This is a genomic window from Paenibacillus sp. FSL R7-0272, from assembly GCF_037969905.1.
Lineage (GTDB): Bacteria > Bacillota > Bacilli > Paenibacillales > Paenibacillaceae > Paenibacillus > Paenibacillus polysaccharolyticus.
Genome location: NZ_CP150221.1, coordinates 6,280,666 through 6,295,398, shown reverse-complemented (window position 1 = coordinate 6,295,398; position 14,733 = coordinate 6,280,666). Strand labels below are relative to the sequence as shown.

Here is a 14,733-nt window from a genome sequence, read left to right as displayed (position 1 = left end):
AGCTACAAGCCTGAATTAAGCATAGAAGATGAACATTTTAGGCCAGAATGCCTTTGGCCCGAGCTTCCTTGATCCAACTTGGAAATTCATTGAGCAGACGATCGTACAATTCTTCATCGCTGATTTTCGAGATGTCGTCCAGTGCGAAGAAGTTAGCGTTATCAATGAAACGCCCTTCCATCTCATCGAGATTTTCCAAAACACCGTAATTGGCTCTACCTAAACCAACGAATTGCCAGAACAGATTTTTGGTTGAGCTTTCGGTAATCAATCGCTTGATTTTTCCTTTTTGACTAACCCCGCCATCGCTAAAAAAGATAATATACGTTGGAATCTTTACATTGGGTTCCTCGATGGTGTACTTATGAATGACATCTTGCATTACAGGAGGTTCGTTATTAGTACCTCCTTTGCTACCCAGCTTATATGTACGTTCAATATAATTCTCGAAATCTTTGGCGGTAACGCTAGGGGCACGTAAGAAGTCTTTGGCGAAGAACCATACGTCTAATTCTCCGTTATCATCAAATGCGGATGCAATCGCCAGTATTCGCTCAAAGGCTTCTTGCACGATGCCTTTACGATACAGATGGTACATGGAGCCTGATGCATCGAATACAACGGCAACACGTGCCTGAATAGGTTCAACCTTTTTCTTTTGGAGAGACAGGGTTACTTTATGCTTGAGAAGATCGATTTTGGTCAAGTTCAGTGGTGGAGGGCTCAGGACTGATTCAGCAACAGGTGCTGTGGTTTGGGAAGAGGTTGCTGCTACTTCAGCTTGTGCTGTGAGCAGAGCTTGTTCTGCTTCCGAGGCTTGGTTACTTTCAATCTCTACCCCGAAGGATTCTGCCAGGGGCTGTAATCCACCAAAGAAACCACGTCCGATGGCCCGAACTTTGAATCCGTCACGATACTTGTAAATTTCAATGAAAATAAGCGCTGTTTCTGCTGTGGCCTGCGTAATCTCATACGTAATCTGCTGGGAACCCGCTTGAACAACCGCCTGGCATGTACGAACATCGGCGAATGTATGTCCCGCATCAAGTGTAGCCGTGAACACACATTTTTCTACAGAGGTTTGCCGCAATATATGCGTATCCAGTACAAAAGTAGACTGCCATTCCTCTATCTGTTGCAAACGAACGCTGTTATGCGGGTCAGCCTCCTGATTGTAAAATACAAAATAGTCGTCAGAGGGAACTTTTCCTGCTTCGTTTACCATGAAACAGCTAACATCCAAGGCAGAGGGGGCGGATGTGCACTTGATCGTCACCTGAAGCTGAGCGCATTCGTTGATGTTGGTATTCTGGCCTGTGTTTAATTGTATGAACGAATCTGTCATAGTCGGCTGCGCCTCTTTTCTCCAAAATAGTGGTGGAAAACAAACAGTAACAAGATAGATTCTGAACCATATGTTTCCACAAGTCAATGATTTCAGATATGCGCCTAGCCCTCCTCTGACTCGTACTTTTCCCGATGATTCTTCATCATTTTCACGTAGTCGGGATCTTTCTTCGCTACCTCCCATTGTGCTTTGAAAATGGCTGCTGCTTCCGCCTTCACGGGGTCATTCTGATAAGGCAGAATGGAGCCATCATCCTTGGAATACTTACGCCCGCCTTTATGATTGGTATAACGTCTCGCCCGAGTGTATCCCATCTGTAAAAACTTGCGAGCCATATCCATGCCAATGAAATCCCCCTTTTTCTTATACTGCAAAAATAGTTCATAGATCTTCTCCGATGACTCTGTCGCAATCTCAGGTGTTTTGAATCGCCAGTGCGGCAGAATCTCGCTTTTGTAGGGTTCCACCATGAGTACCCCTTGCTCGCCCCGGCCAACGGTATATAATTCAGGCTGCTTGCGCAGATCGAGTTCCTCGTAATTAAGACTGTAGTCAAATTTTTTCATCGGGATATCCTCCTTAGGAAATGGTTCGTTTACGCTCCTCACATGAGCATCGTATGGTGACGTTATTGTGCCCTTTTTCCTTTTTTACCCCGATTCTGATGTAACATGCACGGTTAATGGGGAATAATAGAAGGAAATGTCAGGAGGGATAACGCGATGGGCATGTCGGGTAGATATGTGGTAGTAACCGATGAGTTGTTGAATTCCATTCAATCGGGAGAGGTTAGTGTGCATGATTGTCAGGTTGATCTGGATATTGATAAAACGTGGCAGATGCTACAGTTTACGTTGAATGGTAACCTCGTAGATGGAGAACCTCCACTAAGTTATGTTGTGCCGCTCGCTAGTCAACAGTATTTGGGGAACTATTCGGATATGGATCTATTCTTGATTAATAACAAGCAGGTTCTAGAGGCTTATATGGCATTGGAGCAACTTACCCCTGAGGATGTGAGGACGCGTTTCAGCTTGGACAAGATGCTTGCTGAAGGGGTATATCCCGTAATGGAAGGTTGGGACGAAGAGGAGACTTTTCAGGAGATCGTGCAAACGATTGATCAGATACAGGCTTTGTTTCAAGTGACCGTAGAGAACGGCAACGGGATTATCTTTTACGTCTTCTGAAAGGGCTCTTTCTAAAGGGATGAATTCCGATCTGTGTGCAATCATGGTTTGGAACAATGTTTGATTCATATGCCATCCGGTTATTGATACAAACAAGGCAGTGCCTTGATGATATTCCGCTGAAGAGAGGGAGAGCGATTATGACACAAAATCAGAACGAAGAGAACAAAGCGATTCAAGACGATGAACCGGATCAATTCGAGACCCCTGTAACACCGGCAGATGAAGTGGAAGAGGAAGGGTCTGCGGAGGATCAGGAGCAGGAATAGTCTGAAAATAATACATGAAACAGCATGTTTCCACGCGCATGTTATGACATATGAGTGATAGAAGAACCAGAAGGCCGGACGTGTTCCGGCCTATTTGGCCTATTTTTATGCGTATCCGTTTACATTGCTTCCAAGTGCCCTCATAATAAGGAATGAACCATATTTTGCTAAGGGGGAGATCCCAATTATGAGCCGAAAGTTAAGACAATGGATGGCAGTACCGCTTGTCCTGTTACTGGTTATTCTTACAGGTTGTCAGGCCGTGGGCGGAGTAGATGTTGGCCAAGCCATGGTCAATAACACCAATGTAAAATCCGGTGAAACCAAACAATCCATGCATATTAACATAGAACCGGACAAACAATTCGCAACCGACGAAGACCTCGAAATGATTAAACGAATCAATTCCATTTCACTCAACATTGATCATGCCAAGATGAAGGATACGAACACGGCATCGATCAAAGGATCAGTGAGCATCGAAGGAACGAAATTGCCTTTCCATCTGTCTATGGACAAGTCGGGCATGACCATCGATGTCGATGGTGCACAGAAACCGGTTTACATATCTCTGGATACACTTGGGGGAGCAGAGACGATGCTGCTTCCTATAGATACAAAAGAGTTGGAGAAACAGATGCAAGAGCTTTCTCCAAAGGTATTAACTTTTGTCATGAAACATCTGTCCAATCCGAAAAACATATCCGTTACCCCTGTTCAGGAAGCCGTTAATGGTGAAACATTGTCTCTGAACAAGCTGCATATTGAGATTAACGGTGAAGAGCTGCTTGCGATGGTTAAGCCGTTCCTGACAAGTATTTCTAAGGATGAGCAAGGTCTCAAACAGTTGATTGGAGACTTGTATGATGTACTGTACCCTGTATTTGAAAGTTATATGGGCTTGGAAGGTATAGAAGGAGAAGGTATGGAAGACGATGAGATGACTTCTATCTTGCCAAAATCGAAGGAGGAAGCAGTTACATCCATCTATGCCATGATCAAAGAAGGCTTGGACAGCATTCTGGTGAACTATGATCAGGAACTGAACAATCTGCTGAAAGATACACCGGAGCTGAAAACAGTATTTGGCCCTGAAACCAAATTGAATATGGACTTTTTCCTGGATAGTAAACTCGATATTCGCAAACAAAAGATGTCTTTGAAGGTGGCTGTGCCTGCATCAGAAGACTTGCCAGTGCGTGCTGTAACGGTTAGCGCAGACAGTGAGCTATGGAACATCGGCGGCGCGGTCACTGTGGATGAAGTGGATGCTTCCCGTGGTGTGATGGAACTAACCGAAGGGGAAGTTACACCAGGTCAGGTGCTTCGAAATTTTGATTCGAATTCATTCGTTTATCAACTCCTGAAAAATGAGATGAAGATTACATCCAAAAGTATCTTCCTCTATCCGGAAGACGAAGAAGTTGGAGCAATAACGGTCAAAAATACAACCTTTGTGCCGCTTCGGTATCTGTCCAAGCAATTGGATGCAGAAGTGAAATGGACGAAAGGCTCGAAACAGATCGTTGTCATTGACGACATCACTGGAGACGAGATCGTACTGACGGTAGATTCTCCGAAAGCAACCGTTGCGGGGCAAGAAGTCACGATGGTGGAATCCGCCTTTGTTGGCAAAAACGGCAAGACTTATGTGCCGCTTCGTTTCATGGCAGAATCACTTGGAGCCACGATTGAAAAAGAACAAGATACAGGCTGGATTTTCATTGATCGTCCATAATACAATGTGGATCGTTATAAACGATGCGTGAATTGAAAGGGGATTTCAGAGAATGCCAGATTTCTCGTAATGATGTAGAAAAGAACAAGGCGCAAAAATTCCGTTAGACCAACACGGGATACGTCTGTCCTTTTTTGACCCATTACGAGGAGCTTCGGCGTTTGATCTGAAAGGATGAAACGACAAGGGAGTACCTCTATTGGAGGTGCTCCTTTTTGTCGTGTCATCACAAAATAATCCCTAAGAGGTGTTCTATATGAATCATCGTTTCACGATTGTTGCTAATTCGGTAATGTTACGTCCCTTTACCTTGCAAGACCAATCCGCGCTGGCAACCTTGACACATCAGCCTGAAATTACCGACCTGTTACCCGATTGGAAGATGACAGAAGAGCAATTAAGTGAATTTTTGCAGTTTGTTGTAGGGAGTTATGAACAGTTTGATCCGCAGGATGTACGGATTATGCTTGCGGTCATTCATCAGGAGAGTCAGCGGTTGATCGGTTGGTGCGGTGTGTTTCCTAACGATATGCTTGATCCGTCTGATCGTGAGGTAGCTTATGCCATTTCACGCGATCACCGCAACAAAGGTTATATCACGGAGGCGGTACGAGCGTTGACAGCATATCTATTCGAACATACGTCGTTAAACCGGATTGTGGGCATCGTGAAGACGTACAACCCAGCTTCTCGTAAAGTGCTGGAGCATACAGGCTTCCAGTATGTGAATCGGAGACGCCTGTCTGACGGGGAGGTCTATGATTATTTTGAACTTCACAGCATGGATTCCAATGGGAAAGCCACTGGGCGGATTAAACCCAAACCATTATCGATAAACCTGCGCCGAGCAGAACACGAAGATGCAGTTGTGCTGACAGAAATCTGCACACGTGCTTTTGATCATGCCATGCACATCTGGGCGAACGGAGAGCAGGACTTGGATAGCAATCTTTGTCCTCCGGGTTATAATGCTGTTCGCTTACATGAGTATGTCATTCGTGAGTGGGACTACTATGTAGTGGAAGCAGATGGTTGTGTAATCGGTGGACTCAGCATCAATCTGTTGGGATATGAAGTCGCAAGGCTGGATAAAATCTATATCGACCCTGTCTGCCAAGGGCGAGGTGTTGGATCCCAAGTGATTCGTCGGATGGAGGCCGCTTATCCTCAGATTCGGCATTGGAGGCTGGAGACTTCTGGTCGGCAACGGGGAAATCACCAATTTTACGAAAAGCTCGGTTATGTTCGTATGTATGCCTCTGACAAGGAGTACGGTTATGAGAAGAAGATCGATGGCGGGAGCGGCCAGCGTGATCCAGTGAAGGAGCGAGAACACGTTCAGGCGGACCTGGATTCGATGTGGTACAGCGCCAGTACAATGAAGAACAGCCGCATTACCGATTGTAATCTGAGTGGAAGCAAACTAACGAACCTGAATATGACGGAAATGTTGCTGGCAGATTTACGTTTAACAAACACCAAGTTGGAATTCTGTGCGCTGGGCGGGGTTCAGTTTCAGGATACACATCTTGGTGCAGACCGTGTGCCAATGCAGTGGAAGCATTGTGACCTGAGTGGAAGTCATTTTGTCGACTGTGATTTTTCAGGTGTTGAGCTTGAAGCTTGCCAAGTGGCAGGAATGAAAATTAATGGGATTCCCATCGAGAAATTAATGGAGGCATATGAGTTGTCGAAGCCATGTTAGAGTCCAATTTGAAAAGGGTATTGAAGTATGGATGATCTAAAAAATCATTAGGAGGTCTATACCATGACAGAACGGTTCACCAATAAAGTGGTCTTGATTACAGGAGGTGGCTCGGGGCTTGGCCGGGCGGCTGCAGTAGAGGTCGCGCGAGAAGGGGCAAAGCTATCCCTGGTGGATGTTAACATGAAGGCACTGGAGGAGACCAAGCGGGTAATTTCGGAAGAAGTGAACGGAGCTGAGTTTCTGTTGATCGAGGGAGACGTAGCCGATGAGGAAGCGGTTAAGAACTATGTTCGGGATACCGTGGACAAGTTCGGGCGCATCGATGCCTTTTTTAACAACGCGGGTATTGAGGGCAAGCAGAACCTGATCGAAAACTATGAAACCGAGATGTTCGACAAGGTAATCGACATTAATCTGAAAGGTGTATTTTATGGCCTAAAACATGTGCTGCCTGTGATGAAAAAGCAAGGCGAGGGCTTTATCGTCAACACCTCCTCCGTGGGTGGTATTCGCGCTGTGCCTAATCAGATCGCTTATGGGGCAAGTAAACATGCCGTTGCAGGAATGACCAAGGATGCTGCGATTGAATATGCAGAGCATGGTATTAGCATCAATGCAGTAGCTCCGGGAGCCATTTTGACAGACATGGTTATCGGTTCATTCAAACAGATTAACCCAAATGACTGGGAGTCGGCGTCCAAAGAGTTTGTAAAGGACAACCCGGCCAAACGTCTGGGTGATCCCAAGGAAGTCGGACGTCTGGTCGCATTCCTGTTGTCCGGTGAATCGCCATTTATCAACGGAGCCATCATTCCGATTGACGGTGCACAATCTGCCAAGTACTAAATCAGTCAGGATAAGATCATGAAACATAAATATGCCCTTCCGAGCCACATTAGCGCTTGGAAGGGCATGTTTTGTTGTTTAGATTTTCATTGAATGACATTTTTACTGAATCCGGTGCTGCCAGCCGTATAACCCATCCTCTGATAAAATGCATGCGCGGCTTCACGATCCGCACGATTGCCGCTGTTTAGCGATAGAGAGTCCACCTGCTGTTCGGCTGCCGACTGCTCAGCTGCGAGTAGAAGCTGACGGCCGATACCGGAGCCGCGGTAATGCTCATGAACAACCAGTGCCATGATGCGGCAATGTCTGCCGTTCTTTTCATATGAATAGGATGTCTGCATGCCAATCAGTCCCACTACACGTCCGCGCACTTCGGCTACCAACGTTGTAAAATTGGCATCAGCAGCGATATGAGCGTATCTTTCCTGCATCTCGGCGTAGGTTGTGGGGTATCCCAGTTGATCCATGAGAATAACCATGTCCTGTACATCCTGTATGGTGCTATGCCGAATATTTACATCTAGACTCATACACGTGACAACTCCCCGGAACGTTCTTTAAGAGACAGATCAATGATGGTGTCGAGCAACTTGGCAAAAGAAATCCCGGCAGCGGCTGCACTTTTGGGTAGCAGGCTGTTTCGGGTAAGCCCCGGTAAGGTGTTTACCTCCAGCACGTAAGGCACTCCATCCCGAATGAGCATATCCACCCTGGCGTAGACACTGCATTTGAGTACGTTGTAACAGGTTAGCGCAGCGGCTTCTACACGCTGATGCAGTTCTGAAGGAAGCTGCACGATCTGCTCATCCGCACCGTTATCATCATATTTAGCTGCATAATCAAAAAAGGCAGCATTGGCACGAATCGAGATCACGGGTAGCATTTTACCGTCTACAATAGCGCAGGTAATCTCTTCACCCTCAATATATTGCTCAATCATTACACTGTCATCCCAGGCAAGAGCAGCTTCTACTGCTGCAGGCAGGGCTGATGGCTCATGAACGATCTGTGTTCCAATGCTGGAGCCGCCTGAGTTGGGTTTAACTACGACAGGGTACGTTAAGTGCTGGACAGCCACAGAGGACAGATCTTGCATTCGATTCACTTGAAGCCAGTCTCCGGTGAGTACCCCTGCTTGCCGCATGAGCTGTTTGGACATGTCCTTATCCATGCATACGCTACTTGCAAGTACGCCGCAACCTGTATAGGGAATGCCTAGGGATTCAAGCGTGCCTTGCACCGTGCCGTCTTCTCCGTATTTTCCGTGCAGGGCAAGCAAGGCTACATCAATTCCATCCGATTTATCTATTAAATCGCGTTTGGAATTCAGCTCAATCGGTATGACCTCGTATTTACTTCTGTCCAGATTCGCAATCATCTCCTGTCCGGTGAGCAGGGATATATCCCGCTCTGAAGATGTACCGCCCATAATAACGCCGACTTTCATGTGAAAATCCTCCCCTAATGTTATTAAATCAATTCATCATGCTCGCAACGGTTTCCCCAATGATACGGATGCCTTTGCGGATGTTCTCGTCACTGACTCTGGAGAATCCAAGCCGCATGGTGTGAAGTCCTTGACCAAGCTCCAGATAAAAGGTATCTCCGGGAGTGAAGGTTACCCCTTTTACTTTACAGGCAGCTAGCAACTCTCTTGTTCGCACCTTTGGTGGAAACTGCACAAACAGATGCAAACCGCCTGCTCCGGATATTTGACACATCGGCAGATGCCGTTTCAGACAATGCACAGCGAGTTCATATTTTCGCTTGTACTCTGTACGAGCCCGTTTTAGGTATTTTTCAAAATTGCCGTTGCTCAAATATTGATATAACAGGGACTGATCCAGAGTAGACGTATGAATACTGCGTGCCCGCTTCATGCTTTCCAGATAATCGATCAATGTAGCATCCGCGATAATCCAGCCCACACGCAGTCCGGGAAACAATACTTTGGAGAAGCTGCCGAGATAGACAAGGCCGTTACCCTTACCCATACTGGCGATCAAGGGTGAGACATGGGAGCCGGAATAACGAAGCTCTTCGTTAAATCCATCCTCAACAATCGGAACTTGATATTCGTTCATTAAACGTATAATTTCAGTTCGTTTTGCAGGCGAAGTCACGATTCCGGTCGGATTGTGATACGAGGGCACAAGATATGCCAGATCATATGCACTTCCAGATAGTTCTTGCTCTAGCTGCTTCAGATCCAGGCCATCCGGTTCCATATCGATACCGGTTAGCTGAAACTGGTGCAACTTCAGGTTTTTGATCGCCGTGTGATGTGTAGGATTCTCACAGAGTGCTTTACCGCTCTTCTTGCGCAATGCCCCAAGGACCAGGTCAAATCCCTCCGTAAACCCGTTCGTAATCAAAATATCCTTACCCGTAAGGTCGACGCCTTTGTTTTCCATGTAGTTCATCAAATAATTCATGAGCGGTTTATATCCTTGCGCGTAGCCGTAATTAAGTAAAACTTCTCCTTCAAGTGACATGCGATCCAGGAAGGCCCGTTTCACATTTTGAAGATCAAACAGTTTTTCATCCGGCGCGATGCTGGTAAAGGAAATTTCGCCGCGCTCGGCTCCTGAGCCATGTTTCATCAGATCATATTGCTCTGCCTGGATTGCATAATCGCTTACCTCTGCCGTCCAGTCTAGTTGCCAATGGATTGCATTGGTCTGCTGCGTTTCAATAAGTGTGCTGACGTAATTACCCTTACCTTTGAGCGCATAGATCAACCCTTCTTCTTCAAGCTCTGCGTAGGCGAGCAGAATGGTGCTTCGGCTTACCTTCATCAACGTGCTCAGCTCACGGGTTGAAGGCAGTTTCTGATTGGGTTGCAAACCGCCTTTTAACATTAATCGTTTCAAATAATCTTTGACTTGTATATATACAGGGCGGTCCTCCGTCAATTGCAGATCGGAATACATCCCATCACTCCCTCTACTGGTATCTTGCCATATTATAAACCCAGCAGAAAGAACCACGATACCTCTGTTTCGTAGCTAAGGTGGCCTGAGTTGTACGCACAACGGGAAAAAGCCCTGGCTCATATGCCGGGCTGGAGGTGAAGCCTGTTCAATTCTAAGGGTGTAATACTATTCTGTTCTAGCTACAGTTGAATGTTCTGACTAGTCTCTAGAAATACCTGTCTGTATAATTCTAAGTGGATCTACTTCCTATGCGATATGCTTTGTCTATATTATTCTAATTCTAGATGATAAACTTGATGCTGTAATAAAAAGAAATCTTAAAAGGCTAATTATTGCCACTCAATGCTTGCTGCAATAGGTTTTCGTAAAGATGGTGATTCTACAATCTACTTCAAAGCTACGGTTCTTACTAACTGTACTCTTCTCGTGTGCACGTCACCGAATTCAGTATGAAAAAGATGAAAAATGGTAGGCTCTATAAAACGAGCGTGGATACAAAGACATATGTCTTAGTGCCCAAATTCTTCCTCATACCCCTATAGTACCACTTTGAATCAGGGAAGTTAACCTTTTTTTTGAAATATTTGTCGCAAAAGCGAAAATTCCGTGAATTGTACTTCTTTTAACTCGAAATGGTGTCGGATTATGATATGTGTTAGGATGTATTTCTATAGAATATAAGGAAGTGAAATGGATGATTCAGATTACGGTTCCTACACCAGATGTGACCATTACCAAGCAGGAAAATCCGCAGTTAAGCCACATTTATGGATTTACTGATTTTCACCTGATTACGCGCGAGCAAGGCGGAATTTACATGTTTTATAATGCCGCAGGTGAGTTGTTATTTGTCGGGAAAGCGCGAAAATTAAGACCGCGAATCAAAAAGCATTTTGAAGATACGGTATCTCCAATGAAGAATCACCGCGACGAAGTCACAAAGATTGAAGTTTGTTTGGTAGAAGATCCAATGGATCGTGAAATTTATGAGACCTATATCATTAACACGATGCGGGCGAAGTATAATGTAGACAAAGTTCTATATAAGTAAGTAAAAAAGTTTATTTAAGGTGCATAAGCAAGAAAGTAAGCTTGAAATGCATTTAGGACATATGTCCTAGGTTCGTGTGCAGGTGGACAGGATGTGATCCATGGATTGCATCCAACTCCATTCCCTTTGCAAATATAGTTCTACGTAACAAATATAGAAGCTAAAAAGTTTACTTTTCAAGGAATTAGCACTAGAAAATGGGTTTCACAGATTTACCCAATACATAAGAAGAGGTGATTGTGTTGATCGGTCGTAGCGGTAATCCTACACTTAAGGACAGCACGTTTGAGAACAGAGGTTATGGAGAGGATCGGTACCAGAACTACATGACGATTAACGGCACGGTGAACAAAGCGTTCATCACGTTGATCATTTTGCTGGGCAGTGCATTTGCAACATGGATGATGTTTTTCAAAGGACAGGAAGTGATGCCGCTTGCATATGGCGGGTTAATTGTCGGTTTTATTTTGGCGCTAATTATTTCGTTTAAACCGGTGGTATCTCCATATCTTGTACCGATCTATGCGGTAGCAGAGGGGATGTTCCTGGGTGCACTTTCGGCAAGTTATGAGTCTTTGTACAACGGAATTACGTTACAAGCAGCTTTGCTAACCATGGCGGTGTTTGTTGCCCTGTTAACAGCCTATAAAACGCGGTTAATCAAAGCAACAGAGAACTTCAAGTTAGGCGTAGTGGCTGCAACGGGCGGTATCATGATTATGTATTTGCTTAGCTTTGTGCTCGGTCTGTTCGGCATCACCGTTCCATATCTTCATGAGAACAGCCTGATTGGTATTGGCATCTCGGTTGTGATTGTCATTGTTGCCGCGCTTAATCTGGTACTGGATTTCGATTTTATTGAAGGTGGTGCAGAACAAGGGGCACCCAAGTATATGGAGTGGTACGGTGCCTTCGGGTTGATGGTCACGCTAGTTTGGCTTTACATCGAGATTCTTCGTCTGCTCAGCAAACTGCGGAGCCGCGACTAATCTTACCGATAAGTAATATGTGTTTACAGATAAAAGGAGCGAACCGCCGGGGATTTATACCACCGGATGGATTCGCTCCTTTTTTAAGCTTTACAGGTCTTTCTCTGAAAATTAAACCAATACAGCGTATAGGCTCTCCAGCGTCACGATCTCGGGCTGGCTTGGCAAATCGCCTTCTGTAGCACAGGCAGCGAACATATGCTGTTCATCCAATGGGTGACTGTAGAAGCGATGCCTAACGATCTGCCCGTCTTGGTTGCATCTCCAATCAGGCTCTCCATGTTGCTGAACATGGGGCAGAATAGCGAAGGAACTCAGCGGCATGGACAAGCCCATGCCTACAGCTTTAATGTAGCTCTCTTTTAGCGTCCACAGGCGATAGAAGGTATGCCGCTGTTGATCGGCAGGCTGTGCTGCCAGATACGTATTCTCTTGTGGCGAGAAGAAACGCTCTGCGATCTGCAGGTCAATCGGTGCTATTTTCTCCACATCGACACCGAGTTCATCTTTACCTCCAGCAATCAGTGCAATCCAATCGCCGGAGTGCGAGACATTAAATTGTGCATCAGCATCGTGAGTAAGGGCGGGTTTTCCATATTTGTTACGGGTAAACGTAATCTCTCTATGTCCCAGGCCGGTCAATTTGCTTAACTTCACACGGGTCAGCACTTCACCTAGCACTGACCGATATGCATCTGCTTGATGCATGAAGCGTGAAGCCTGTGCCCGCCGCTCTTCAGAGACGGATGACAGAAAAAGATCCCAATATGGTTCAGGTATAACGGAGGGCACTTGCAGTACTTGTATAGTTATCATCATTTATCACCTGACGTTGTATTCGGCATGGATGACAGGCTTTCCTCTATATTTATCCTTATCTCGCGTTTTTCCCAGCGGATCAGGCTAGTTGTGTTTTTTTCCATTCTTCATGCGCAATCTGTATTCGATCCCACATCTCTCTGCGCTCTTGTTCTGTATAATTCACCAACGGTTCATAGAAAAGCTTGGTTAGTATGTCTTTCCACTCATTGTAATTTCGAATTTCTGTCTTGCTAATGCCCTCGATTCCATGCGTTCGAAGCACGCATCCCCTAAGCTCATAGCTGTGGGCTGTATCTCTCTGACGGAGCAGAAATGCGTTATGCCAGGGTGAATCCACGGATTGGCTGTAGAATTCATGCTTGGGAATAAACTCTTCCAGACGGGTAAGCTCCTCGGGATCATAATCCACTCCCATGCTTGGTCCGTTAGGCTCGTATTCAAGCCTCCATCCACCAGGAACAACGGAAGAAGGCATCAATGTATACGTAAACGGTGCGGGTCCATAGGCTCCGTAACGGAGAGGGAGCGGATCAAAAGGCATGCCTCCCAGACCGACATCCACAATCCAACGTTCCACATTCGGGTCCGCATCTGGCAAAGAGACGGACAGACCGAGATGGAACGAGTTCACACGTGGCTGTTCTCCATGCGGCTGAACGCCCGCGCGGTGCCAGTGCACCGTATATCCCAGGGAATGAAGTAAAACACTGAATGCGCCGTTCAAATGGAAACAGTAGCCACTGCGTCCTTGCAGGATCAGCTGCACGGATTCTTGCAGATCGATGCCTGCAGGCCTGCCCGCAAAAATATCGACCGTTTGCCAAGATAGATGATGGATATGTGCCTGTTGCATCTCGGCAAGGAATTCTAAAGTGGGTTTCTTGATTGTATCTATGCCTATCCGTTTCAGATAAGCGTTTATTTCAGCTGGAGTTAATGTAACATTCATCTCGATCACCTCAAGTCATATCATGGGCTGCAGGGGAAATGCCTCAAACGCTACTGCCCTGAATTCATTGTATAAGTGAGCATCTGAAATGCACACACAAGTTTATTATGATTGTACCGGTACAATTCTAATGATACTCATAGTGGAAATAGGGTACACATATATATTTTGCGCACGTTTATGATAAATGATAGTTTGGTTTCTTTTTCCGGGGTATGTTAACCGTTTGGAGTGGAAATAGGTTAGAATAGAGATAGATAGCAGGATTAGGAGATGGAAAACATGGCTAATGATGAAGTGATTTTGACACAGGAAGGCTTGGAAAAGCTGGAGGAAGAACTGAAGGAACTGAAAACGGTGAAGCGCAAGGAACTGGCAGAACGACTGAAGCTTGCGATCAGTTACGGGGACCTGAAGGAGAACAGCGAGTATCATTCAGCCAAAGATGATCAGGCATTTATGGAGACCCGCATTCTGATTCTGGAAAAGATGTTAACCAAAGCAAGAGTCATCAGCTCAGATAATATGGATTCCAATAAAGTAAGTATTGGTTCAACAGTGATATTGAACGACCTTGAGTTTGCTGAAAAGATCGAGTATCAGCTGGTCGGTCCAGCGGAAGCGGATGTATCCAACAGCAAAATTTCTTATGAGAGTCCATTAGGCAAAGAGCTGATGGGCAAAGAAGTAGGAAGTGTGATTCATGTCAATGCTCCAATGGGTGTAATCAAATATGAGTTGCTAGAGATCAAAATCTAGACAGCATCGAGCGAAAACAATACACATATGCGGGACAATACCCTGCGATATATAGACCATCTTTCAAAAAGGGGATGTTTCAGAGGCTATGCCAAGAGCTGTCTGAAACATCTTTTTTTGTGTTT

At 45.6% G+C, this 14,733-nt stretch carries 15 protein-coding genes; 8 read left to right on the top strand and 7 right to left on the bottom strand.

Features of this window, described 5'->3' with window-relative positions; all coding sequences use genetic code 11:
• Window positions 1–37 precede the first annotated feature (37 nt).
• Together MKY23_RS27550 and MKY23_RS27545 are read right to left on the bottom strand one after the other, a co-directional pair.
• Window positions 38–1,345, bottom strand: coding sequence for a VWA domain-containing protein (locus MKY23_RS27550; RefSeq protein ID WP_339833890.1), 1,308 nt, complete (start codon window positions 1,343–1,345; stop codon window positions 38–40).
• Between the two features lie 104 nt (window positions 1,346–1,449).
• Window positions 1,450–1,914, bottom strand: a complete 465-nt coding sequence (locus tag MKY23_RS27545) for a DUF4385 domain-containing protein (RefSeq protein ID WP_090921207.1) — start codon at window positions 1,912–1,914, stop codon at window positions 1,450–1,452.
• Window positions 1,915–2,070: 156 nt separating this feature from the next.
• On the opposite strand from MKY23_RS27545, the gene MKY23_RS27540 reads away from it, so the two are divergent.
• The 5 genes from MKY23_RS27540 (at window position 2,071) to MKY23_RS27520 (ending at window position 7,099) form a co-directional block, all read left to right on the top strand.
• Window positions 2,071–2,538: a DUF1877 family protein gene (locus tag MKY23_RS27540; protein ID WP_090921209.1), complete on the top strand. Its 468-nt coding sequence runs from the start codon at window positions 2,071–2,073 to the stop codon at window positions 2,536–2,538.
• 140 nt (window positions 2,539–2,678) lie between these two features.
• Entirely contained in the window at window positions 2,679–2,807 is a 129-nt protein-coding gene (locus MKY23_RS27535) for a hypothetical protein (protein ID WP_261764577.1), read from the top strand.
• A gap of 187 nt (window positions 2,808–2,994) precedes the next feature.
• A complete protein-coding gene (locus MKY23_RS27530; protein ID WP_339833884.1) occupies window positions 2,995–4,545 on the top strand; it encodes a copper amine oxidase N-terminal domain-containing protein in 1,551 nt (516 codons plus the stop codon).
• Window positions 4,546–4,801: 256 nt separating this feature from the next.
• The gene (locus MKY23_RS27525) at window positions 4,802–6,250 is read left to right on the top strand and encodes a GNAT family N-acetyltransferase (RefSeq protein ID WP_339833881.1); all 1,449 of its coding nucleotides are present in this window, start codon (window positions 4,802–4,804) and stop codon (window positions 6,248–6,250) included.
• 63 nt (window positions 6,251–6,313) lie between these two features.
• Window positions 6,314–7,099 carry a glucose 1-dehydrogenase gene (locus MKY23_RS27520; RefSeq protein ID WP_339833878.1) on the top strand — a complete coding sequence of 262 codons (786 nt, stop codon included), beginning with the start codon at window positions 6,314–6,316 and terminating at the stop codon, window positions 7,097–7,099.
• An 86-nt stretch (window positions 7,100–7,185) separates the two neighbouring features.
• Here MKY23_RS27520 and MKY23_RS27515 read toward each other — a convergent pair whose 3' ends face one another.
• Genes MKY23_RS27515 through MKY23_RS27505 form a run of 3 tightly spaced genes read right to left on the bottom strand, consistent with a single transcriptional unit; the run spans window position 7,186 to window position 10,035 of the window.
• A complete protein-coding gene (locus MKY23_RS27515; protein WP_339833875.1) occupies window positions 7,186–7,632 on the bottom strand; it encodes a GNAT family N-acetyltransferase in 447 nt (148 codons plus the stop codon).
• Window positions 7,629–8,549, bottom strand: coding sequence for a D-alanine--D-alanine ligase (locus MKY23_RS27510; RefSeq protein ID WP_339833872.1), 921 nt, complete (start codon window positions 8,547–8,549; stop codon window positions 7,629–7,631). Before MKY23_RS27510 ends, MKY23_RS27515 begins: the two co-directional genes overlap by 4 nt.
• 28 nt (window positions 8,550–8,577) lie before the next feature.
• Entirely contained in the window at window positions 8,578–10,035 is a 1,458-nt protein-coding gene (locus tag MKY23_RS27505; RefSeq protein WP_339833869.1) for a PLP-dependent aminotransferase family protein, read from the bottom strand.
• A gap of 697 nt (window positions 10,036–10,732) precedes the next feature.
• Between MKY23_RS27505 and MKY23_RS27500 the strand changes: the two genes are divergently transcribed.
• Both MKY23_RS27500 and MKY23_RS27495 read left to right on the top strand, forming a co-directional pair.
• Window positions 10,733–11,089 (top strand): nucleotide excision repair endonuclease, encoded by a 357-nt coding sequence (locus tag MKY23_RS27500; protein WP_090921395.1) that lies wholly within the window; start codon window positions 10,733–10,735, stop codon window positions 11,087–11,089.
• Between the two features lie 242 nt (window positions 11,090–11,331).
• On the top strand, window positions 11,332–12,078 hold the full coding sequence (locus MKY23_RS27495) for a Bax inhibitor-1/YccA family protein (RefSeq protein WP_090921397.1): 747 nt from the start codon (window positions 11,332–11,334) through the stop codon (window positions 12,076–12,078).
• A 111-nt stretch (window positions 12,079–12,189) separates the two neighbouring features.
• On the opposite strand, the gene MKY23_RS27490 is transcribed toward MKY23_RS27495, so the two are convergent.
• Together MKY23_RS27490 and MKY23_RS27485 are read right to left on the bottom strand one after the other, a co-directional pair.
• A complete protein-coding gene (locus MKY23_RS27490) occupies window positions 12,190–12,786 on the bottom strand; it encodes a 4'-phosphopantetheinyl transferase superfamily protein (RefSeq protein ID WP_208606796.1) in 597 nt (198 codons plus the stop codon).
• Window positions 12,787–12,976: 190 nt separating this feature from the next.
• A complete protein-coding gene (locus tag MKY23_RS27485) occupies window positions 12,977–13,849 on the bottom strand; it encodes an arylamine N-acetyltransferase (protein ID WP_339833859.1) in 873 nt (290 codons plus the stop codon).
• Window positions 13,850–14,131: 282 nt separating this feature from the next.
• On the opposite strand from MKY23_RS27485, the gene greA reads away from it, so the two are divergent.
• Window positions 14,132–14,608: a transcription elongation factor GreA gene (greA, locus tag MKY23_RS27480; protein WP_090921402.1), complete on the top strand. Its 477-nt coding sequence runs from the start codon at window positions 14,132–14,134 to the stop codon at window positions 14,606–14,608.
• The last annotated feature ends 125 nt before the right edge of the window (window positions 14,609–14,733 follow it).

Coding starts and splice junctions, on each gene's coding strand:
- MKY23_RS27550 (WP_339833890.1), bottom strand. CDS start 1,345: ATGACAGATTCGTTCATACAATTAAACACAGGCCAGAATACCAACATC.
- MKY23_RS27545 (WP_090921207.1), bottom strand. CDS start 1,914: ATGAAAAAATTTGACTACAGTCTTAATTACGAGGAACTCGATCTGCGC.
- MKY23_RS27540 (WP_090921209.1), top strand. CDS start 2,071: ATGGGCATGTCGGGTAGATATGTGGTAGTAACCGATGAGTTGTTGAAT.
- MKY23_RS27535 (WP_261764577.1), top strand. CDS start 2,679: ATGACACAAAATCAGAACGAAGAGAACAAAGCGATTCAAGACGATGAA.
- MKY23_RS27530 (WP_339833884.1), top strand. CDS start 2,995: ATGAGCCGAAAGTTAAGACAATGGATGGCAGTACCGCTTGTCCTGTTA.
- MKY23_RS27525 (WP_339833881.1), top strand. CDS start 4,802: ATGAATCATCGTTTCACGATTGTTGCTAATTCGGTAATGTTACGTCCC.
- MKY23_RS27520 (WP_339833878.1), top strand. CDS start 6,314: ATGACAGAACGGTTCACCAATAAAGTGGTCTTGATTACAGGAGGTGGC.
- MKY23_RS27515 (WP_339833875.1), bottom strand. CDS start 7,632: ATGAGTCTAGATGTAAATATTCGGCATAGCACCATACAGGATGTACAG.
- MKY23_RS27510 (WP_339833872.1), bottom strand. CDS start 8,549: ATGAAAGTCGGCGTTATTATGGGCGGTACATCTTCAGAGCGGGATATA.
- MKY23_RS27505 (WP_339833869.1), bottom strand. CDS start 10,035: ATGTATTCCGATCTGCAATTGACGGAGGACCGCCCTGTATATATACAA.
- MKY23_RS27500 (WP_090921395.1), top strand. CDS start 10,733: ATGATTCAGATTACGGTTCCTACACCAGATGTGACCATTACCAAGCAG.
- MKY23_RS27490 (WP_208606796.1), bottom strand. CDS start 12,786: ATGCATCAAGCAGATGCATATCGGTCAGTGCTAGGTGAAGTGCTGACC.
- MKY23_RS27485 (WP_339833859.1), bottom strand. CDS start 13,849: ATGAATGTTACATTAACTCCAGCTGAAATAAACGCTTATCTGAAACGG.
- greA (WP_090921402.1), top strand. CDS start 14,132: ATGGCTAATGATGAAGTGATTTTGACACAGGAAGGCTTGGAAAAGCTG.